Below are 20,570 nucleotides of genomic sequence, written 5' to 3'. Positions count from 1 at the left end.
AAGCGCGTTCGCTCGGGCGACGCGAGCGCCTCTTCGCCAGTCCGCGCTCCGTCTGTCATCGCGGATGCGACATCGTCGCTCGGGCTACAGCGCTGTCAGGCGACTCAGGATGTGTCTCCGCGGGCGCGGGTCATCGGAGCTTCCGTGCTTCCGTTGCGGCGGCGCGCGCTTGCCGTCACTCAGGTCGAGGCGCCTCGCGGCGAGCTCGACGGGGCGGCAGGAGCGTTGTCGCGCAGGAGCCCCGGGAGCGCCGCGCGGCAGGGGGCGACGACCTCGGCGAGCACCTCGCGGCGCAGGGCCCCGAGCGTGGGCGCGGGGAGCAGGCCGAGCGCCTCGTGCGCGGGGAGCCCCGGCGCCGGGTCGACCGCGAACCGCGCGGCGGCGCGGGAGAACGCCCGCTCCGCCGCGGCGCGCGCCGGCTCGCCGAACGTCGCGAGCATCCACGACAGCGCCCGCCACGAGAGCGCCGCGTGCCGCTCCTCGTCGGCGGCGATGCGCGCGAGCGCGGCCGCGAGCGCGGGGTCCGCGGCGATCCGCGAGAGCTCCCGGCCCTCGGCGGCGCCCAGCGTCTCGCCGACGCAGCCCTCCTCGACGAGCGCCTCCACCACCTCCGCGACCGCGGCGCCGACGGGCGCCGTGGCCGCCTCGAGCAGCGGCCCCGGGCCGAGCGCCCGGCCCGCGAGGCGCGAGGCGATGTCGTAGGCGAGGCGCGCGTGCTCCAGCTCGTCGAGCGCGGCGCGGTGCGCCTCGCCGACGAGGGCGGCCGGCGCGCCGAGCGCGAGGAGCTGCAGGGAGAAGCGGGCGAAGCTCGCGATCGACGCGTGCTCGAGCGCGGCGACGGCGGCGTAGTGCGCCGCGGCGCGCTCGCGCACCTCGGGCGGGAGGGACGCGACGTCGAGCTCCGCGGGCGCCGCGGGCGCGCGCCAGTCGTCGCGCGCGGCGCGCTGCGCGGCGCGCGGCGCTCCCTCGACGACGAGGGGGCGGCCGATGGCGCAGGAGATCCCGGCGCACTCCCAGCGCGCGCTCTCTCCCTCGATGTCGGGGACGACGCAGGCGGCGCCCGGGTTCGCGTCGGACGCGCAGTCGGCGTCGCTCTGGCAGGCGTCGTCCTTGGTCCGGCAGGCGAGCGTGACCTGCTCCCAGCACCCGTTGAAGTACGCCGACAGGCCGCAGGTGCTGCCGGGGCAATCCGCGTCGACCGAGCAGAGGGCCTTCGCGCAGACGGCGTGCTCCTCTCGGAGCGCGCCGGTCCCCTTGCACACGCACACCTCGGACGCGCCGCACTCGGCGTCGGTCTCGCAGGCGTACTCGCAGCCGCAATAGGCGCCGATCTGCCCGAAGGAGCTCACGCACCTGCCGCGGGGGCCCTCCGTGCAGTCGGCGTCGGTCTTGCATTGGAATGATCGCTCGGTGCCGGCGCACGCGCGCTGCGCGATGGTCGCGTCGCAGCGGACCGGCGACGCGCGGTGCACGGTGCCGTCTGCTTCCTGCACCCAGCCCGCGCTGCGCTGCGGCCGGGGCGCGGGCGCCGCCGGGTCGTCCGCGGCGCCGGCGTCGTCCCCCGTGGCCTGCGGCTCGGCGAGCGTGACGACCGCGATGTCGCGGCTCTTCGCGCTGGAGCAGCCGGCGGCGCCGGCGGCGAGGAGGAGGGTCATGCGGAGCGAGCGGTGGCGGTCCATGCCGGGAAGGTAGCAGAGCGGCGCGAGCGGCCGGCGGTCGGGCGCACGGCGCGGCGAGAGGTGCGGTGGACGCCGAGGACGTCGAAGCGCACGGCATGCAGCAAGAGGAGAGACCGCAAGGGCGCAAGGGGCGCAACGGGACAGAGATAAATTTGCATTCTTCTCTTCCCCTTGCGTCCCTTGCGCCCTTGCGGTCCTCTTCCCATGAATCGATTTTCGACGGATTTCGACGCGATCGGTGTTCTCGGGAGAGCAATGCGAGCGAGAGCCGGATCATCTCTTGCCGTCAGCCTGCCGCCCTGTGTGCCTTGGTGGTCTCGCGGCTTTCGTATTCGGCAGAGGCGCGCGCATCGCTGGCTCCTGAAAGCGCGGCTCGTCGACCGAAGGGACCAGCGACGAGTCCTGCACCACCTGCGGCGAAGCCCCGCGCACTTCCCGCAACGTCCTGCACCACCTGCGGCGAAGCCCCGTGCACTTCCCGCAGCGTCCTGCACCACCCGCCGCTAAGCCCCGCGCGCTTGCCGCAGCGTCCTGCACCACCTGCGGCGAAGCCCCGCGCACTTCCCGCAACGTCCTGCACCACCTGCGGCGAAGCCCCGCGCGCTTCCCGCAACGTCCTGCACCACCTGCGGCGAAGCCCCGCGCGCTTCCCGCAACGTCCTGCACCACCTGCGGCGACCCCCCGTGCGACCTCCCCCCGCCATCCTGCAACCGCACGACGATATTCATGAATCGCGTCCTTTTCGTGCTCGCTCGCGGCATTCTCGCCGGCGCGACTTAGTCCTTGCGTCCATGTCCAAACCCAAGAACCCGAACAAATCAGGGACACCCGCCGTCGAGCCCACCCAGCTCCATATCGCGGAGGCGGCCTTCCAGCGCGTGAAGCCCGACCTGGACGCGATACCGCTCGCCGGGCTGGACACGCCGCGGATCGATCTCCAGGCAGCCGCCGTGCAGGCCATCGGCGTGGCCCAGACGCTCGCCGCGCCCGAACTGCGCCAGCGCATCGCGGCCATCGCCGCGGCGGGCGCGCTCGACGCCGCGCTCATCGACGGGCTCGAGAGCGTCGCCTGGGCGACCTGGTTCGCCCGGCACAAGCTCCTCCTCACCTCGGCCACGCACTCCGGGGCGGCGCTCCCGGCCACCCTCGTCGAGCGCGCCTACGAGATGCGCGCGCGCATGCTGAAGACGCTCGAATACCACCTCGACGGCGACGCGGAGGCCACCGCCCAGCTCGCGCACCTGCGCGCGGGCAGCGGCCACCTCGACCTCGCCAACGACCTGTCGGGCGCCGCCGATATGTACCGCAAGCACCGCGACGCCATCCAGGACGATAAAAGGAACTTCCGCAGCGAGGACGAGCAGGACGCGAGCGCCCTCGCGGAGCAGATCCTGCGCCTGCTCGGCGCCACGTCGACGCCCGAACAGATGCTCTGGAAAGGCTACCAGGCGCGCGCCGCCAAGCTGCTCTTCCGCCATTACGACGAAGCCGTCCGCATTGGCCGGTTCCTCTTCTATTATGACGATCCCGAAGGCCGATTCCCCAATCTGTACACGGCGACGCGCGCCACGCACGCGTCCCCTCGGCCCGACAAGAAGCCGGATGCCGGCCCCGTGAAGCCCGAGCCCGCTCCCGTCGAGCCGCCCGTCGCCGGCATCGCCTGATCCGGCCAGACGCTCACGCTTCCCCGCCCGCACCTCATCCCCTCCACCGCGGCCGCTCGCGCCCGCCGGCCGCATGCGCTACTGCGCCCTCATGCGCCTCTACACGTTCCGCCACTCGCCCAACGCGCTCAAGGTGCGGCTCGCCCTCGCCGAGCTCGGGCTCGCGTACGAGCCGGTCGAGGTCGACCTGTTTCGAGGCGAGCAGCGCGCCGAGGCGTTCGCCCGGCTGAACCCGCACCGGAAGGTGCCCGTCCTCGAGGACGGACCGCTCGTGCTCCGGGAGTCGAACGCCATCATCGCCTACCTCGGCCGCACGCACGGGACGACGCGCTGGCCCGACGTGCCGACGTCCGAGGCCAGGGCGCTCCAGTGGCTGTTCTTCGACAGCGCGCACCTGACCCCGCACTGCAGCGCGATCTGGTGGACCAACGTCGTCGCGCCGAAGACAGGCCTCCCCGCCCTCGCCGAGGCGGTCGTCAAGCGGGCCAGCGACGAGGCGACGCGCTCGCTCGATCTGCTCGAGGCGGAGCTCGAGGACCAGTACCTGCTCAAGAGCTCCATGTCGCTCGCGGACTGCTCCGTGGGCGCCGCCCTCTCGCTGCTCCGCGGCTCGCACCTCGACGACGCCGGGCGCTGGCCGAAGGTGATCGCCTACCGCGAGCGGCTGCGCAGCCGCGACAGCTGGACCGAGGCGGGCGGCGACGCGGTCGCCGACCTCGGCTGAGCGACGCGGCAGGCGCGGCGCGCCCGCGGCTAGCGCCTCGCCCTGCGGCCGATCCCGCGCGCGTCCCGCCCGATCGGCTCGCCCAGCTCGAACGCCGGATCGCCGGCCGCGGCGGGCAGCTCCCGCGGCTCTCCCGGCTCGAGCGGGCCGTGCGCCCGCTCGGCTTCGGCGATGGACGGGTAGAGCTCCACGTCGCCGTCGACCCGGAAGCCGCCGGCGCGCGCGGGGCGCACGACGCGGCCGAGGACGAGCCCCTCGTCCCAGATGCCGCCATGCTCCACCGCGATCGCCGCGCCCACGGCCACCTCGGCGAGCCGCGAGAGCGCGCCGTCCGGCCGCTTCGGCGTGGGGCGCCACCGCAGGATCGCGTCCTCGTGGAGCACCACCACCGCGTGCTCCCCGGGCAGCTCGGACACCCCGAGGGCAAAGCGGACGCGGCACCCCGGCGCCCCGGCGCCCTCCGCGCCGCCGGCGGCGCCCTCCGCCTCTTCGACCGCGGCGAGCGGCTCCGCACCCTCCGCCTCCTCGACCGCGGCGAGCGGCTCCGCACCCTCCGCCTCCTCGACCGCGGCGAGCGGCTCCGCACCCTCCGCCCCGCGCTCCGCGCCGGCGGCGCCCTCCGCCTCCTCGAGCGCGGCGAGCGGCTCCGCACCCAGTTCCTCGAGCGGCGCCATGCGAAGTCCTCCCCGGGAGATGTCGGCCGAGCGCACGACGACGTCAAGGCCGCTCGGCCCGTGCCCCGCGCTTGACGGCCGGAGACCTCCGCTGATGCCATCGGCCGATGACGTCGTTCGATCCGTTCCCCGTCCTCGCGACGCCGCGCCTGACGCTCCGCGCGATCGCGTCGAGCGACGCCGAGCGCATCTTCCGCATCCAGTCGGATCCGGAGGTGGTGCGCTACGCCGGCCGCGCGCCCGACGGCTCGCTCGCGGACTCGGAGCGGCGCATCGCCACCATCCTCGCCGGCGTCCGAGAGAACACCTCGATCCGCTGGGGCATCACCCTCGAGGACAGCGGAGAGCTCGTCGGCACGGGAGGCTTCTGGCGCTGGAACAAGCCCCATCGCTGGGCCGAGATCGGCTACGACCTCCTGCCCGCGTTCTGGAACCGGGGGATCATGACCGAGGCGCTGCGCGCCGTGATCCGCTTCGGCTTCGCGTCGATGGAGCTCCACCGCGTCGAGGCGCAGATCGATCCGGAGAACCGCGCCTCCGCGCGCGTGCTCGAGCGCCTCGGCTTCGCGCGCGAGGGGCTGCAGCGCCAGAACTGGTACTACGACGGGCGGTACACCGACACCGCGCTCTACGGCCTGCTGCGCGGCGAGCTCGCGGCCGCCGCGACGTGACCCGCGCTCGCCGGCCTCCGCCGCCGCGGACGCCCTCGCCGCGCCTCCCCGGTCGCCGCGCCGCCGCCCGCCCCCGCGGCTACTTCGCCGCCGGCGCGCTCCCGCTGCCCGGCGGCGCCGCGGCCCCGGGGCCGGCCCCGCCCCTCGGCTCCAGGTCGATCTGGATCCGCGCGGGGGACTCCGACGTGATCTCCACCGTCTGCGAGACACCGTCGCTCGACCGCGCCTCCACCACGAGCGACACCCCCGGCTTCGGCCGGGCGATGACCTGGCTGCCCACGCCGAGCACCACGCCGTTCAGCTTCACCACCGCGGCGCTCGGCTGGGTCTGCACCGCGATCGGATCCACGAGCGGCCGCGGATCCCTCGGCCGGCTCAGCGCGACGAACATGAGCGACGCCACCGCGACGCCCGTGGAGACAGACGCCACGAGCCACGGCAGCGCCACCGGGCGCAGCGCGTCGCTGCCGGCGCGCATCAGCCCGCCGATCCCCCGCCGCGGCGCCGTGCGCGCGTTCCGCGAGCGGCCCTCCGACGGCGGCCCGACGCTCAACGTCGCCCCCGGCTTCGGCCGCCACCCCGGGCGCTGCTGCGGGACGATCGCGTCCGCGATCCGCTGCCGCTCCTCCTCGAGCTTGTCCCCGCAGCGCGCGATCAGCAGCTCCGCCACGTGCGCGGTCGTGATCACGCCCGACCGGCGCATCAGGAAGTCCTCCAGCGCGCTCGCCATCTCGCCCGCCGTCTGGAAGCGCTCGCGCGGGTCGCGCGCGAGCGCCTTCAGGATGATCTCCTCGAGATCCCGCGGGCACTGCGGCGCGATCAGCGTGGGCCGCGGCGGCTCCGACGCCCCGGTCTGCGGCAGCACGAGGTCGTGCAGCACCTGGAACGGGAGCGCCCCCGTCACCGCCTCGAAGAGCACCACGCCGAGCGAGAAGATGTCCGAGCGGCGGTCGACCGGCTGCCCCTGCGCCTGCTCGGGCGACATGTACTCGCCCTTGCCCTTGATCTCGCCGGTCTGCGTCGTGTCGCCCAGCCGCTCGAACGCCTTCACGATCCCGAAATCGGCCACCTTCACCGTGCCGTCGCGATCGATGAGGATGTTCTGCGGGCAGACGTCCCGGTGCACGATGCCGAGCGGCACCCCGCGCTCGTCGTGGAGCTCGTGCGCCGCGTGCAGCCCGTGCGCGGCGTCGGCCACGACCCGCGCGGCCATCGCCGGGGAGATCGGCATCGGGCGCAGGCCCGGCCGGAGCAGCCGCTGCATCGTCTGCCCGTCGATCCACTCCATCACGAGGAAGAGCACGCCGTCGGAGTCGCCGAGGTCGAGGATCTCGACCACGTTGCGGTGGTGGATCTTCGCGGCGAGGTTCGCCTCGTCGAGGAACATGCGCTGGAACTGCGGATCGCGCGCGAGCGCCGGGATGAGCGTCTTCAGCGCGACGACCTTGTGGAAGCCGCGGGAGCCCTCCATGCGCGCGGCCCAGACCTGCGCCATCCCGCCTTCGCCGATGAGGCGCAGAAGCTCATATCGCCCGAGACGCTGCCCCGGTGCGGGGTCCTCGGAGATCCGCATGGCTCACCAGACACTTGTGCTCGGGGAGCCGCGCCGCGGTCCCCAGGAGCAGCCCGGGCCGCGGGTCGCGGCCCCTTCTCTCTCCAGGCGCTCACCATAGCCAAGCGCGACCGCGCAGCAAAGGATCGTGTGGATCGAAGGCCGCCCGCGGCCACCCCCGGACCGTCGCGCCGTCCCTCCTCCGGCCCCCGCACCGCGCGCCCGACGCGCCGCGACGCCGCGCGCCCGGCGACCGCGACGCCGCGCGTCCGGCGCGCGGCGACCGCGGCGCCGCGCGCCCGGCGGCCTCGATCCGCGTCGCTCCCCCGCCCTGCCCCTGCTATGGCCCGGAGCACATGACGAACGAGAAGAGCGCTCCTCCGCCCGCCCGCGGGGGCCGAGCCCCCGCCTCCAAAGCCCTGTTCGACCGCGCCGCCGCCGTCCTGCCCGGCGGCGTGAACAGCCCGGTGCGGGCCTTCCGCGCCGTCGGTGGCGACCCCCTCTTCATCGCCCGCGCGCAGGGAGCGCGGCTGTTCGACGCCGACGGCGCCGAGTACATCGACTACGTCGGCTCCTGGGGGCCGGCCATCCTCGGCCACGCGAACCCCGCCGTGGTGGAGGCCGTCCGCGAGGCGGCCCTCGGCGGCCTCTCGTTCGGCGCCCCGACCGAGCTCGAGGTCCGCTTCGCCGAGAAGATCCGCGAGCTCTACCCGAGCATCGACATGCTGCGCTGCGTCTCCAGCGGCACCGAGGCCACGATGAGCGCCATCCGCGTCGCGCGCGGCTTCACCGGCCGCGACGCCATCATCAAGTTCGAGGGCTGCTACCACGGCCACGCCGACCACCTGCTCGTCAAGGCGGGCAGCGGGCTCGCCACCTTCGGCGCGCCCGACTCCGCCGGCGTCCCCGAGAGCGTCGCCCGCGCCACCCTCTCCCTGCCCTACAACGACCCGGCCGCCCTCGAGGCCGCCTTCGCGGCGCGCGGCGGCGACATCGCCGCGGTCATCCTCGAGCCGGTGGTCGGCAACATGGGCTGCGTCCCGCCGGAGCCCGGCTTCCTCGCCCTCGTGATCGACCTCTGCCGCAAGCACGGCGCGCTCTCGATCTTCGACGAGGTGATGACCGGCTGCCGCCTCGCCCGCGGCGGCGCGCAGGAGCGCTTCGGCCTCCGGCCGGACCTGACCACGCTCGGCAAGATCGTCGGCGGCGGCATGCCCCTCGCGGCCTACGGCGGCCGCGCCGACGTGATGCGCGTCGTGTCGCCGCTCGGCCCCGTGTACCAGGCCGGCACGCTCAGCGGCAACCCGCTGGCGGTCACCGCCGGGCTCGCGACGCTCGAGCGCCTCACGCCCGACCTCTACGCGCGGCTCGAGCAGCTCGGCGCGTCGCTCGAGCAGGGCCTCAGGGCCGCCGCCGAGGGCGCCGGCGCGACCGCGTGCGTCCAGCGGGTCGGCTCGATGATCACGCTGTTCTTCACGAAGGGCCCGGTCCGCTCCTGGGCCGACGCCGCGACCTCCGACACGAAGCGCTTCAGCGCCTTCCACGCGGGCATGCTCGCGCGCGGCGTCTACTGGCCCCCGTCGCAGTACGAGGCGGCGTTCCTGAGCGGCGCGCACACCGAGGAGGACGTCGAGCGGACGGTCGCCGCCTGCCGCGAGGCGCTCGCGGCCTGAGGGCGGGCGGGCCGGAACGGCGAGGGGCCGGCCGCCTGTGCGATCGGCCCGTCGCGCGAGTGCCCGCGCCGGGGCCCGCGCGGGCGCGCGAGGGGCCCGCGCGGGCGGGCCCCGGAGGCGCGCGTCAGTCCGCGCGGACCCAGCCGTTTCTATAGAGGTTGCCGCGGGCGGTCGGCCAGAGCAGGCAGTTCGTCGACGACCGCGGCACCGTGTACACGTACGTGTTCGGCTCCGGGGTCTGGCCGTCGATCCAGCCGATCTCGCGGAGCGAGACGACGATCTCGATCGTGCCGTCGCCGTTCACGTCGGCGAGCGTGGGCACGGGCATCGCGCCGAGCCGCGGCAGCGGGATCTTGTGGAGGAGCTTGCCGCCCGCCTCGAGGACGAAGAGGTGGCTCCTGTTCTCCTCGGTCGAGTAGGTGTTGAACACGACCTCGGGGATGCCGTCGCCCGACAGGTCCCCGACCACGACGCCGCCCGTGAGCACCTGCGTGTCGTCCGTGTACTCGACGTCCCAGTACTCGCTCTTGTCGGCGTAGACCGCGTGGATCCGCCCGTCGAGCCCCGCGAAGATCATCTCGGGGCCGGGGTGCGTCGCGTCGAGGTCGGCCACGGTCACCTGCTGCGTCGCCGCCACGATGTTGCCGCCGAGGTCCTCGCCGCCGGACAGGTAGTCCGGCGCGTAGAACGGGCTCTCCCAGCCCTGGATGCGGCTCGCGTCGTTGCGGACCACCCACAGGCCGACGCCCCGGGACTGGTCCGACATGTCGACGTCCTCGGCCGCCGCGAGCATGATGACCTCCGGCTTGCCGTCGCCGTCCACGTCCGCGATGGCAGGGGCCGAGTTCTTGAAATAGGCTTGCAGGTCGCGGCTGTCGCCGAAGCCCTGCTGCGCGAGCGCGAGGTCGTGCATGTACCGCACGCCCGGCGTCTTCGGGCGGCCCTTGAACATGGGATTCGCGTCGAAGGCCTCCCCCGTGCCGTGGTAGAACCCGGCATAGGAGTTGTCCATCGGCGAGACGATGTCCTGCGCGCCGTCCCCGTCGAGGTCGCCGATGGCCAGGTTCTGGTCGTAGACGCCCACGATCCAGCACTCGGCGTCGTCGCTGCGGCGGGCGTCGCACCCGATCGTCTTGCTCGAGATCGGCGGGAAGCCGGCGACCGGCGCCCCGCTCGCGTGGAAGGCCATCAGGACGTCGGGGGTCCTGTCGGTGCTCGCGGCCACGACGTCGAGCTGGCCGTCGCCGTCGACGTCGCCGGCGGCCAGGGCGCGGATCTCGTCGTTCCAGGCGACGGGCCAGCCGTCCACCACCCGGCCGCTCGCGTCGAGCATGTAGATCCGGGTGCGCGCCGCGAAGACGACCTCGAGCTGCGCGTCGCCGCGGAAATCCGCGACGATCGGGCTCGCCCAGATGCGGCCGTACTCCCGCGAGTCGTCGAACCGCCACTTCTGGGCGCCGTCCGGCCCCCAGGCGACGATGTTGCCGTTGTGCGTCACCAGGATCTCGTTCTCGCCGTCGCCGTCCAGATCGGCGACCGCCGGCGACCCGAGCCACGCGCTCTCGTCGTCGTCGGAGAGCTGGAGGAGGAGCTCTGGCTCCGCGACGTCGGCGGAGCCGCTGCCGGCCGGCGCGCACGACGCGGCGGCCGGCAGGGGCTTGGAGCCCCCGGGCACCGGGCGGGGGTGGGACCAGGAGCCGCTGCTGCCGCCGCCGTCGTCGTCGGGGAGGGTGCCGTCGACGTTGCCGAGCTGGCCCTCGCAGGCCGCAAGGGCGAGGACGCTGGTCAAGAGAGCGATTCTACCGGGAATTACAAAACCTCGGTTGCAGACAAAGGACTTCATCATGGCCTGGGAGCTTACCAGCGCTTCGAGGCCGAAGAAGAGGTGAAGCGGAAATTTGACGCGGTCGCGGATGCGCTGAACGGTACGTTACGCTCCTCCTTCAGGAGGGGAGGTAGGCTGCATGTCCCCGACGTGGCGCGCGCCCGTCGACCTACCGATCATCGTCCTGTTGCCGGTATGGGTGCGGGTAGGTGCTGTGCTAGGCTCCGCCGCCATGAACGTATCGCGACGGCTTTGGATTGCCGGCGCCGCCTGTGCCCTGCTGCTGGGGACGACGGCGCTGGGCTGCAGCTCGACCCCCGCACCGAAGACGGCCAAGGTGGAGGCCGGGGACATGCCCGAAGGAGGCGACTGGACGGGCGTCTATTACAGCGAGCTCTACGGTTACCTGCACCTCGTCCGGGACCCGAACTCCGACTCCATCGAGGGCCGCTGGATCCGTCCCGTCAAGGACCGGTGGGGCGAGCTGCACGGGTCGGTGGCGGGCGACCTCATCAAGTTCACGTGGACCGAGCACGTCATCGGCGCCATCGGGCCCAACTCGACCAAGGAAGGCCGGGGGTACTTCAAGTACACGCGGCCGGAGGGCGAGAACATCGACGACAAGGTCGTGGGCCAGATCGGCCGCAACAAGGATGAGGTCGGCGAGCCGTGGGAAGCCGTCAAGCAGCGCAACATGATGCCGGACCTGCAGTCGATCGGGGGCACCGGCAGCTCCGACATCGGCGGCGGCGACTGGGACGGCGACAACCAGGAGTCCGGGAAGCCCGAGCCGCCCGCCTCCCCCTCCGAAGAAGCACCTGCCGAGCCCCCCGGCCTCTGACATAACTGCCCCCGATGACCCAGCCGCAGCCGCGAGGCATTCAGTTCCGCGAACCCCCCATCTTCGAGCGAGGCACGCCGGGCAGGACCGGCGCGTCGCTCCCGCCGCTCGACGTGCCCGACGTCGATCCCGGCGCCCACTACGGCGCGCTCGCGCGCAAGGAGCCGGCCGGCCTGCCGGAGGTGAGCGAGCCGGAGGCCTTCCGGCACTTCGTCCGGCTCTCGCAGTGGAACTTCTGCATCGACGGGCAGATGTACCCGCTCGGGTCGTGCACGATGAAGTACAACCCGAAGATCAACGAGTGGGCCGCGCGCATCCCGGGCTTCGCGAAGCTGCACCCGATGACGCCCGACGAGCTCAGCCAGGGCTCGCTCGAGGTGATGTGGCGCCTGCAGGAGGCGCTCTGCGAGGTCAGCGGGATGGACGGCTGCTCGCTGCAGCCGTCGGCGGGCGCGCAGGGCGAGCTCGCGGGGCTGATGATGATGCGGGCGTTCCACGAGTCGCAGGGGCGCTCGCCGCGGAAGGTCTTCATCCCGGAGAGCGCCCACGGCACGAACCCGGCGAGCTGCGCGCTCAACGGGCTCGTCGCCGTCAGGATCGAGAAGACCGCCGACGGGATCACCCACCCCGAGCAGGTCCTCGCCGCGATCGAGCGCGAGGGGTCGGACGGCGACGTCTGCGGGCTGATGATCACGAACCCGAACACCCTCGGGGCGTACGAGACGCACCTGCCGGCGATCATCAAGCTCATCCACGACAAGGGGGGGCTGGTCTACGGCGACGGCGCGAACACGAACGCCATCATGGGGCACGCGCGGCCGGGCGACGTGGGGATGGACGTCATCCACATCAACCTGCACAAGACGTTCACGACGCCGCACGGCGGCGGCGGCCCCGGCGCCGGGCCGGTCTGCTTCAAGAAGCACCTGGAGCCGTTCCAGCCCGCGCCGGTCCTCGTGCGGCGCGGCGACGGGCTCGCGTGGGACCGCGATCGGCCCCAGAGCGTCGGGCGGCTCCGGGCCTTCACCGGCAACTTCGGGATGTTCATCCGCGCGTACGCGTACATCCGGGAGATGGGCGGCGAGGGGCTCACGGCGGCGAGCAGCCTGGCCGTGCTGAACGCGCGCTACCTCTGGGCCAAGCTGAAGGACCACTACCTCGCGCCGGTGCCGCAGCCGTGCATGCACGAGGTGGTGCTGTCCGACAGCCAGATCGAGAAGGAGACCGGGGTCAAGACGCTCGACATCGCGAAGCGGCTGCTCGACTACGGCTTCCACGCGCCCACGGTCTACTTCCCGCTGGTCGTGCCGGGCGCCCTGATGATCGAGCCGACCGAGACCGAGACGCGCGAGACCCTCGACGAGTTCGCGGCCGCGATGCTGAGCATCCTCAAGGAGGCGCAGGAGACGCCGGACGTCGTGAAGCAGGCGCCGCACGGCACGGTGGTGGGCCGCCTCGACGAGGCCCGGGCCGCGCGCCAGCCGCGCCTGCGGTGGTCGAGGACGTGACCCGCCCGGAGGAGGCGGCCGGCGCGCGGCCTCCTCCGGCGGGCCGCGCCGGCGGGCCGCGCGCTCCAAATTCGCGAATCTCCGCCGGACGCGTCTACAATGAGCGCCGAGGTTCCGTGGTGCGGGGCCTCACGGGACGAGCGACGCGTGGCCGATACCGTTGAGAACGAGGGCGACATCGAGACGATCAGCCAGACCATCCCGGTCTCGGTTGGAGACACCGTGCGCCTGGTGTTCCGCGCCTACGACGAGGCGACGCCGCCGTTCAACATCAAGATCCGGTCGCCCTCGGGGAAGATCATCATCGAGCGCGTGCTGCGCGACCTGCCCACGGGGAAGCCGCAGAGCGCGTCGCCGGTCGAGTTCAGCGCGTCGTCGCCGGGCGAGTACAAGATCGAGATCAAGCAGCTCTACGGGAAGCAGAGGGGCACGGCCGTCCTCCGCGTGAAGCCCTGACGGGCGAGCGCCCATCCCAGGGCTATCTTGCGAAGCCCGGCATGAGCATGCTCGTCATGCGGTCGGGGCTCACGATGCCCTGATCGTGCATCCAGCCGTTCGCGGCGGCGACGGCGGCGCGGCCCTCGTCGCCCTGGAGCAGCTCGCCGTGGCGGCGGCGCGCCGCCGCGGCGTAGAGGGCCATGCCGGCGGCCTCGAAGCCGCGCACGGCCTCGGCGAGCTGCTGCGCCGCCGGCTCCGACTCGCCGCGGGCGGCGGCGACCGCGGCGCGCACCGCCGCGGCGAACGGGTCGGCCCAGGGCACGTGCTCGGCCTCGATCTTGCGGGCGGCGCGCGTCGCCTCCTCGTAGAGCGGCTCCGCGTCGGCCGGCGAGACGGCGGCGGCGGCGGCCAGCGCGGCGCAGGCCCGGAGGTGGGTGATGATGATGCGCACGGCCTGGATGCGCAGGACGAGCGAGCTCTCGAGGCCCGCGCGCTGCTCGGCGAAGAGGCGGTGCGTGGCCTCGCCGTCGCCCCGGTACAGGCCGATGTGCGCGCGGGCGACGAGGTCGAAGTAGCTCTGCAGCTGGAAGCCCGCCTTGGACCAGCTCCGGATCGCGTCCTGCGCCTGGCGCTGCGCAGCGTCGGGGTCGTCCCCCACCAGCCAGTAGGCGTTGCTCTGCGAGGAGCGCAGGCTCGTGGCGAGGTAACGGTCGCCGCGCTCGTCGGCCGCCTGCAGGTACATCGGGACCCGGCGCATGAACTCGCGCGTCTCGCCGCCGTACCAGAGCGCCCAGGCCGAGAACGTGTGCGTCCAGCTCCGCTCCCACGTGACGCCGGTGCAACGCTCGCGAAAGATGACGTCCGCGCGATCGAGATCCGCCACGCCCTGGTGCCAGCGGCCGAACAGCGTGGACGTGACGCCGCCGACGAACCCGACGAGGCCGAGCGCATGCGGCCGGCCGATGCGCGACGCGATCGCGCTCGCCGTCGAGAGCAGGTCGGCCACGCGGGAGGCGGACGGGCCGCCGTCGATCGCCAGGTAGGTCGCCTCGAAGGCGAGGGCGCGGGTCACGCGGTAAGGCTCCCCCGCCTTGAGCGAGAGCAGCAGGTTGCGCGCCTGGAAGTCGGCGCCGCGCGTGGGATCGACGATCGCGAGCCCCATCGCGGCCGACCAGCAGACGTCGATGCGCATGAGATCCTCCGGCGAGACCTCGTCGGCCGGCCGCTCGACGAAGTTCAGCCCGCGCAGGCGGACCTGCGCGCGCCGCAGCATCAGCGACGCGACCGCGAGCTCCGGCGTCTTCGGCACCTGCATGCCCACCGCGCCGAGCACCGAGCGCAGGCCCGCCATGCCCGCGTCGACGTAGCCGGCGCGGAGGAGGTTCTCGGCGGCGCGGCGCCCGAGATCGATCGCCTCGGCCTCGGGGGCGCCGTCGCTCGCGGCCATGTAGGCCTCCGCGGCCTTGGCGCCGCGGCCGGCGCTGCTCAGCGCGTCGCCGAGCTTGGCGAGCACGACCCGGCGCTCCGCCCCGCCGGGCAGGTGGAGATCGATCGCCATCCGGTAGAGGCGCGCCGCGTGGTCGAACGCGAACGCGGCCTCGGCCTGCTCGCCCGCGCGCACCGCGTAGCCGGCGGCGCGCTCGGAGTCCCCGGCGGCGCGCCAGTGCTCGGCCAGCGCCTCGAGCTCGGCGCGCCCCGAGGCCTCCAGCGCCAGCGCGAGCCGGCCGTGCCAGCTGCGCGCCGTCTGCTCGTCGAGCCGGCTCGTGACGGTCTCCCGGATGCGGTTGTGAAACGGCTCGACGAACTCGTCCTGCCCCGAGCCGCCGGTCCGCACGAGGTTCGCCCCGCGCAGCACCGAGAGCACCCGCGTGAGCTCCGCGAAATCGGCCGCCATGGCGTGCGCGGCCACCGACGTCAGCACCGGCGCGCCGGCGCAGACGACGAGCTCGAGCAGCTGGCGCGCCCGCGGGTCCAGCCGGCTGATCCGCGCCCAGAGGACGTCGTCGAGGCGCACCGGGCCGCCGTCGTTGTCCTGCGCCATCCGGTGGCGCAGCAGGGCGTCGATGAACAGCGGGTGGCCGCCGGCCTCCTGCGCGATCGCCTCGATGCTGAGCGGCCGGCCTACCGGCGCGCCCCGGAGCAGCAGCGCGCAGAGCTCCTGCGCCTCCGCGAGCGACAGGCGGTGGAGGATGATGTGCCCGAGCGCGTCGATCGGCACCCCGAGCTGCCGCGAGACCGGCGGCGCCGTCTCGGAGGCGGTCCGCACCGCCGCGACGAGCATCATCGCCCGCGGGCGCGCGGGATCGACGGGCGACGCGCCCGCGCACACGGGCCCGTCGAGGCCGGCGAACGAGCCCGGGCGGGCCGCGGCGCTGAGATCGGCCTCGGTCCACGGGCGCATCACCTCCGAGAGCAGCGCGACGCTGTCGGCGTCGGCCCACTGGAGATCGTCGATCGCGAGCACGAGCGGCCGCTCGGCCGCGAGCCGGCCGAGCAGCTCCCGCAGCGCGGCGAAGACGAGGGCGCGGATCTCGGGCGGGTCGATCGCCTTACGCCGCGCGCGCGCCTCGGTGATGGCGGGGACCGTCCGGAGCACCGGGAACACCGTGCCGAGCAGGCCCGCGTTGGGCGGCAGGAGCGCCTTGACCTCCTCGGGGGGGCGGCGCACGAGGTGTCGGCTCAGCCCGTCGATGAGCTCGTCCACCGCCTTGTAGGGGACCGCCTCGCGCTCGTAGCAGCGCCCGGCCAGGACGAGCGCCTCCTTGTCGATGCGCTCCAGGAACCGGCGCAGGAGCGCGCTCTTGCCGACGCCCGACTCGCCCTCGAGGAACCGCGTGACGGAGCGGCCCATCTTCGCCTCCGCGAACGCGCCCTCGAGCGCGGCGAGCTCGCTGTGCCGGCCGACGAAGCCGATGCGCTGCGAGAGGACCGGCGGCTCCTCGATGAGCTCCTGCACCCGGAGCCGCCGCAGCACGTCGCGCGCGGTCGGCCGGGCGGCCGGGTCGATGCGGAGCATGTCCACGCAGAGCTCGTCGATGTCCTGCGGCATGTCCTCGACGAGGCGGCTCGGCGGCGGCGGCTCGGCCCGCCGCATCATGTCCATCGTCGCCTTGGGCGCCGTCTGGAACGGATAGACCCCGGTCAGGGCGAGGTAGAGCATGACCCCCGCGCTGTAGATGTCCGCCTCGGGCCCGGCCGCCTTCCCCTCGGCCTGCTCGGGCGCCATGTAGTGGAGCGTCCCGACGACGGCCTGCTCGCGCCCCTGGCCGCTCGCGTCGGCGACGAACCCGAAGTCGAGGAGGACCACCCGCTCTTCGGCGGTGACGAGCACGTTGGAAGGCTTGATGTCGCGGTGGACCTTGTAGGCCGCGTGCACCGCCGCGAGCCCCTGGGCCAGCTGGGCCAGCGCCGAGCGGAGGCGGGCCTCGTGGAAGGGGCGCTTGATGCGGGGCAGTTGCTCGGGCGCGGCGCCCGGCGCGTGCCAGAGGGGGATGGACGGCAGGGTGGAGCGCCGGCCGCCGCCCGCGGGCTCGCCCCGCGGCCCGGCGTCGCCCTCCTCGTGGAGCCGCACGTGCACCACGAAGTCGACGCCCCGGATGAGCTCCATCGTGAAGAAGAGCTGCCCCTCTTCCTCGTGGAGCTCGCCGAGGCTGACCAGGTTCGGGTGCTGGATGTCCTGCAGCGAACGGAACTCGTTCTTGAACCGGAGGCGCGCCTCGGCGCTCAGATTGCGGAGGATCTTGAGCGCGACGCGCCCCTTCCGCTCGCGGTCGAAGGCCTCGTAGACAACCCCCATCCCGCCGACGCCCACCACGCGAACGACCTGGAAGCGACGCGTGCCTCCGAACTCGGGTCTCGCGTTCCTCAGGCCCATGCGTGGACCAAGAAATCACCGGCGCCGAGCGGTGGCAAGCTGCGCGTGGAAGCGCGTGGGAAGCGCGCAAGAAGCGCGGGAAGCGCGTGGCCCGCGCGCAGAAAACGCGCCGACTGCGCGCGGGAGGCGCGGCGAGGGTGCGGCGGAGCGCGCAGCAGCCGCGCGGGGCGCGCCGGGCCTGCGTGGCGCGCCGGGCCTTCGCGGCGCGCGTCCGGCCTGCGTGACGCGCGCGTCACGCCGCGAGCAGGATCGGCAGAAAGGTGGCACGCCCAGGGGAAGGGCGGTAGCGTACCCGGCCTGCGAGCGACAAGAACCCGGTCCGGCGCGCGCCGCTCAGCCGGTCAGCCCGGCGCGCACCCAGTTGACAACGGGAGGGCATCATGGTCTGCGTAGTACGCTCCGAGGCTTCGGAAGCGGTTCCGAGAGCGCCACGCGCAAAGGGTTTGCTGGGGTGATCCAGAGGTTGAGAGACTTCTTCTCGTCGTCGGCGCGGCGCATCACGAGGCCCCCGAGCGAGAGCGCGGCCGAGAGCAACCCGGGATGCAGCCTCGTTGTAGAGAATGTCAGCAAGAGCTTCGGGAAGACACAGATACTGAACGACGTGTCGTTCAAGGCGGAGGCCGGCGAGTTCGTCACGCTCCTCGGGCCGTCCGGCTGCGGAAAGACCACGCTGCTCCGCATCATCGCGGGGCTCGATCGCTCCGATCGGGGGCGCATCCTCCTCGCGGGCAGGGCGGTTGACCACCTGCCGGCGAACCGCAGGCCCGTGAACACGGTGTTCCAGAACTACGCCCTGTTCCCGCATCTCACCGTGTTCGAGAACGTGGCCTTCGGCCTGAGGTCGCGCAGCATCCCTGATCCCGAGGTGCGCGAGCGCGTGCGCTCGAGCCTCTCGATGCTCAAGCTCGATGATCTCGCGGAGCGATATCCGCACCAGATCTCGGGCGGTCAGAAGCAGCGAGTCGCGCTCGCGCGCGCGGTCGTCAACGAGCCTGAGGTGCTGCTGCTCGACGAGCCCATGTCGGCCCTCGACGCGAAGCTGCGCGCCGAGGTCCAGCTCGACCTGCGCCGCCTCCAGCGCGCGCTCGGGAAGACGTTCGTGCTCGTCACTCACGATCAGGACGAGGCGATGACCGTCTCGGACCGCATCGTGCTGATGAACAAGGGCCGCATCGAGCAGCAGGGCGCGACGGCCGAGGTCTACGAGCGGCCGCAGAGCCGCTTCGCCGCCGAGTTCTTCGGCGCGGCCAACCTCATCTCGGCGCAGCGCGTCGGCGCCACGCTCGTCTTCACGACGGTGGGCGCGCTCCGGGTCCAGACCACGCCTCAGTGGGAGTTCGGCACGCTCGCGATCCACCCCGAGTGGATCGAGCTCTGCGACAGCGAGCCGCCGGAGAACGGCGTGCGCGGCGTGGTGCGCGAGAGCTTCTACCGCGGCGACCACGTCGAGCTCATCATCGAGCCCGGGCCGCTGCGCGTGCAGCTCAGCCCCCGCTCGATGCTGAAGCCCGGCTCGTCGGTCTGGCTCGCCCTGCCCGCCGAGCGGCTCGAGGTGCTCAGTGACTGAGCCGACGGTCTGGTATGGCCAGCTGACCACGCGGCGGCGGCTGCTCGCGCGAGGCTTCCTGCTCATCGCGGGCGGCGTCTCGTGGCTGTCGGTGTTCCTCCTCCTGCCGAGCCTCGCCCTGCTCGTCGTGTCGTTCGTGAAGCGCGACGCCGACGGCGCGCTGATCTGGGAGCTGACGCTCGAGTCGTTCGCGCGCATCTTCGGCTCCGCGTCGGGCGAGAACGCGCGCATCCTCATCCGGAGCATCATCCTCGCGCTGGTCGCCACGACCGCCTCGGTGCTCCTCGCGTATCCGATGGGCTTCTTCATCGCCCGCGGCTCGCAGCGCCGGCGGTTCTTCTGGCTGGCGCTCGTCTTCGTCCCGCTCTGCACGAACCTCGTCATCCGCACGTTCAGCTGGAAGCTCCTCCTCTCGGCGCAGCTGCCCCCCGCCAAGCTCGCCGCGTGGCTCGGCTGGGTCGACCCCGGCCGCGACATCTACCCCAGCTGGGTCGCGGTCACGCTCGGCCTCGTCGCGGCCTCGCTGCCGTTCGCGGTGGTCCCCCTCTACACGAGCATCGACCGCCTCGACTGGTCGCTCGTCGAGGCGGCGCAGGACCTCTACGCCTCGCGGCTCCGCGTCTTCTTCGCCGCGATCTTGCCCCAGACCCTCCCCGGCCTCAGCGTCGCCGTGATCCTGACGTTCGTCCCTGCGATGAGCGTCTTCGTGGTGAGCGACATGCTCGGCGGCGCGAAGCACTGGCTGATCGGCAACCTGATCCAGCACCAGTTCGGCCCCGGCCGGAACATCCCCTATGGCGCGGCGCTGAGCCTCCTGCTCATCGCCATGACCCTGGGCGGCGTCTCCCTGTATCGCCGCAACGGGCGCTCCGTGGAGCTCCTGTGAACAGCGATCGCGGTCCCTGGCGCGCGCTGACGACGATCGCCGCCTTCCTCGGCTTCGGGCTGCTCTACGTGCCGCTGCTCGCGGTGGCCATGTACTCGTTCAACGCCGCGGAGCGGGGCCTGGTCTGGACGGGCTTCTCGGTGCGCTGGTACATCGATCTCTTCGCCGATCCGGAGACCAGCCGGCGCGCCCGGGAGATCCGCGAGGTGGCCGTGAATACGCTGCTGCTCGGCGGCGCCTCCACGCTCGTCTCGACCGTCCTCGGGACGCTGCTCGCGCTCGGGATGCGCTTTCCATGGACGAGCTCCGTGAGCCGCCTGCTCGAGTCGATCGTGGACATCCCGGCGGTCGCGCCGGACATCACCTTCGCGGCGGTGCTGGTCATGGCGTTCAACCTGCTCCGCCGGCTGGTGGACTGGTTCGACCTGGGCATGACGACGATGATCATCGGCCACGTGACGTTCGAGATCGCGTTCGTCACGCTCATCGTCCGCAGCCGCCTCATATCCATTGGACCGACGCTGAGCGAGGCCGCGATGGATCTCTACGCCTCGCCCTGGATCCACTTCCGGAGGGTCACGCTCCCCCTCCTCTGGCCGGCCATCGTGGGGGGCGCGATGCTCGCATTCACGATGTCGCTCAACGACTTCGTGATCAGCTTCTTCACGTCCGGCCCCCGCTCGGTCACGCTCCCGCTCTTCGTCTATCACTCTCAGGTGCGGGGGATGCGGACGGACCTGTTCGCGATTTCGACGATCCTCGTGTTCGGGGTGATCGTGTTCATCATGGTGCTGGAGCGGCTGACCCGCTGGCGGAACGATTGAGCCGCCGCCGCCGCCCCACGGCCGAGGTCGAGTCGCGCCACCGATGAGGGCGCGCGCCGCCGCGCCGCGCGAGCGCCGGCGCCTCACGAACACTTATGCATGTGGCGGCGGCGCGAGCCGGCGCGCCGCGGCCCGGCGCGGGCGCGGCGGCGCGCGGCGCGCGAGCGAG

At 73.0% G+C, this 20,570-nt stretch carries 15 protein-coding genes; 10 read left to right on the top strand and 5 right to left on the bottom strand.

From position 1 onward, the window contains the following. Positions 1–179: 179 nt before the first annotated feature. Complete coding sequence (locus WMF20_RS50100; RefSeq protein WP_437609264.1) at positions 180–1,679, bottom strand: ferritin-like domain-containing protein; 1,500 nt, start codon at positions 1,677–1,679, stop codon at positions 180–182. A gap of 684 nt (positions 1,680–2,363) precedes the next feature. Here WMF20_RS50100 and WMF20_RS50095 point away from each other — a divergent pair. Both WMF20_RS50095 and WMF20_RS50090 read left to right on the top strand, forming a co-directional pair. Next, the gene (locus WMF20_RS50095; protein WP_437609262.1) at positions 2,364–3,344 is read left to right on the top strand and encodes a hypothetical protein; all 981 of its coding nucleotides are present in this window, start codon (positions 2,364–2,366) and stop codon (positions 3,342–3,344) included. A gap of 73 nt (positions 3,345–3,417) precedes the next feature. After that, positions 3,418–4,068 carry a glutathione S-transferase family protein gene (locus WMF20_RS50090; RefSeq protein WP_129580880.1) on the top strand — a complete coding sequence of 217 codons (651 nt, stop codon included), beginning with the start codon at positions 3,418–3,420 and terminating at the stop codon, positions 4,066–4,068. A 29-nt stretch (positions 4,069–4,097) separates the two neighbouring features. Here the strand turns inward: WMF20_RS50090 and WMF20_RS50085 are convergent, their stop codons facing one another. Continuing rightward, positions 4,098–4,742 (bottom strand): hypothetical protein, encoded by a 645-nt coding sequence (locus WMF20_RS50085; RefSeq protein ID WP_437609260.1) that lies wholly within the window; start codon positions 4,740–4,742, stop codon positions 4,098–4,100. A 107-nt stretch (positions 4,743–4,849) separates the two neighbouring features. On the opposite strand from WMF20_RS50085, the gene WMF20_RS50080 reads away from it, so the two are divergent. Then, positions 4,850–5,413 carry a GNAT family N-acetyltransferase gene (locus WMF20_RS50080; RefSeq protein ID WP_437609258.1) on the top strand — a complete coding sequence of 188 codons (564 nt, stop codon included), beginning with the start codon at positions 4,850–4,852 and terminating at the stop codon, positions 5,411–5,413. Positions 5,414–5,492: 79 nt separating this feature from the next. On the opposite strand, the gene WMF20_RS50075 is transcribed toward WMF20_RS50080, so the two are convergent. Then, complete coding sequence (locus WMF20_RS50075) at positions 5,493–6,986, bottom strand: serine/threonine-protein kinase (RefSeq protein WP_437609255.1); 1,494 nt, start codon at positions 6,984–6,986, stop codon at positions 5,493–5,495. Positions 6,987–7,321: 335 nt separating this feature from the next. Here WMF20_RS50075 and hemL point away from each other — a divergent pair, with 335 nt between their 5' ends. Further along, positions 7,322–8,638 (top strand): glutamate-1-semialdehyde 2,1-aminomutase, encoded by a 1,317-nt coding sequence (gene hemL, locus WMF20_RS50070; RefSeq protein ID WP_437609254.1) that lies wholly within the window; start codon positions 7,322–7,324, stop codon positions 8,636–8,638. Positions 8,639–8,762: 124 nt separating this feature from the next. On the opposite strand, the gene WMF20_RS50065 is transcribed toward hemL, so the two are convergent. Beyond that, on the bottom strand, positions 8,763–10,427 hold the full coding sequence (locus WMF20_RS50065; RefSeq protein ID WP_437609252.1) for an FG-GAP repeat domain-containing protein: 1,665 nt from the start codon (positions 10,425–10,427) through the stop codon (positions 8,763–8,765). Between the two features lie 268 nt (positions 10,428–10,695). On the opposite strand from WMF20_RS50065, the gene WMF20_RS50060 reads away from it, so the two are divergent. The 3 genes from WMF20_RS50060 (at position 10,696) to WMF20_RS50050 (ending at position 13,268) form a co-directional block, all read left to right on the top strand. Next, positions 10,696–11,304 (top strand): hypothetical protein, encoded by a 609-nt coding sequence (locus WMF20_RS50060; protein ID WP_129580875.1) that lies wholly within the window; start codon positions 10,696–10,698, stop codon positions 11,302–11,304. Positions 11,305–11,318: 14 nt separating this feature from the next. After that, positions 11,319–12,812 (top strand): aminomethyl-transferring glycine dehydrogenase subunit GcvPB, encoded by a 1,494-nt coding sequence (gene gcvPB, locus WMF20_RS50055; protein ID WP_437609250.1) that lies wholly within the window; start codon positions 11,319–11,321, stop codon positions 12,810–12,812. A gap of 147 nt (positions 12,813–12,959) precedes the next feature. Then, complete coding sequence (locus WMF20_RS50050) at positions 12,960–13,268, top strand: hypothetical protein (RefSeq protein WP_129580873.1); 309 nt, start codon at positions 12,960–12,962, stop codon at positions 13,266–13,268. 22 nt (positions 13,269–13,290) lie between these two features. Here the strand turns inward: WMF20_RS50050 and WMF20_RS50045 are convergent, their stop codons facing one another. Beyond that, positions 13,291–17,124: a serine/threonine-protein kinase gene (locus tag WMF20_RS50045; protein WP_437609247.1), complete on the bottom strand. Its 3,834-nt coding sequence runs from the start codon at positions 17,122–17,124 to the stop codon at positions 13,291–13,293. Between the two features lie 451 nt (positions 17,125–17,575). Here WMF20_RS50045 and WMF20_RS50040 point away from each other — a divergent pair, with 451 nt between their 5' ends. From WMF20_RS50040 to WMF20_RS50030, 3 genes are read left to right on the top strand one after another with little or no spacing between them, the layout of a single operon-like run. Further along, complete coding sequence (locus WMF20_RS50040; RefSeq protein WP_129580871.1) at positions 17,576–18,691, top strand: ABC transporter ATP-binding protein; 1,116 nt, start codon at positions 17,576–17,578, stop codon at positions 18,689–18,691. Next, complete coding sequence (locus tag WMF20_RS50035) at positions 18,684–19,577, top strand: ABC transporter permease (protein WP_437609244.1); 894 nt, start codon at positions 18,684–18,686, stop codon at positions 19,575–19,577. Before WMF20_RS50040 ends, WMF20_RS50035 begins: the two co-directional genes overlap by 8 nt. Next, positions 19,574–20,401, top strand: a complete 828-nt coding sequence (locus WMF20_RS50030; RefSeq protein ID WP_437609242.1) for an ABC transporter permease — start codon at positions 19,574–19,576, stop codon at positions 20,399–20,401. The genes WMF20_RS50035 and WMF20_RS50030 overlap by 4 nt, the downstream gene beginning before the upstream one ends. Positions 20,402–20,570: the final 169 nt, after the last annotated feature.

The organism is Sorangium sp. So ce834, assembly GCF_051521425.1.
Taxonomy (GTDB): Bacteria; Myxococcota_A; Polyangia; order Polyangiales; family Polyangiaceae; genus Sorangium; species Sorangium cellulosum_D.
This window is presented reverse-complemented; position numbering and strand designations above follow the sequence as displayed.

Coding starts and splice junctions, on each gene's coding strand:
- hemL (WP_437609254.1), top strand. CDS start 7,322: ATGACGAACGAGAAGAGCGCTCCTCCGCCCGCCCGCGGGGGCCGAGCC.
- WMF20_RS50080 (WP_437609258.1), top strand. CDS start 4,850: ATGACGTCGTTCGATCCGTTCCCCGTCCTCGCGACGCCGCGCCTGACG.
- WMF20_RS50085 (WP_437609260.1), bottom strand. CDS start 4,742: ATGGCGCCGCTCGAGGAACTGGGTGCGGAGCCGCTCGCCGCGCTCGAG.
- WMF20_RS50100 (WP_437609264.1), bottom strand. CDS start 1,679: ATGGACCGCCACCGCTCGCTCCGCATGACCCTCCTCCTCGCCGCCGGC.
- gcvPB (WP_437609250.1), top strand. CDS start 11,319: ATGACCCAGCCGCAGCCGCGAGGCATTCAGTTCCGCGAACCCCCCATC.
- WMF20_RS50045 (WP_437609247.1), bottom strand. CDS start 17,124: ATGGGCCTGAGGAACGCGAGACCCGAGTTCGGAGGCACGCGTCGCTTC.
- WMF20_RS50075 (WP_437609255.1), bottom strand. CDS start 6,986: ATGCGGATCTCCGAGGACCCCGCACCGGGGCAGCGTCTCGGGCGATAT.
- WMF20_RS50060 (WP_129580875.1), top strand. CDS start 10,696: ATGAACGTATCGCGACGGCTTTGGATTGCCGGCGCCGCCTGTGCCCTG.
- WMF20_RS50090 (WP_129580880.1), top strand. CDS start 3,418: ATGCGCTACTGCGCCCTCATGCGCCTCTACACGTTCCGCCACTCGCCC.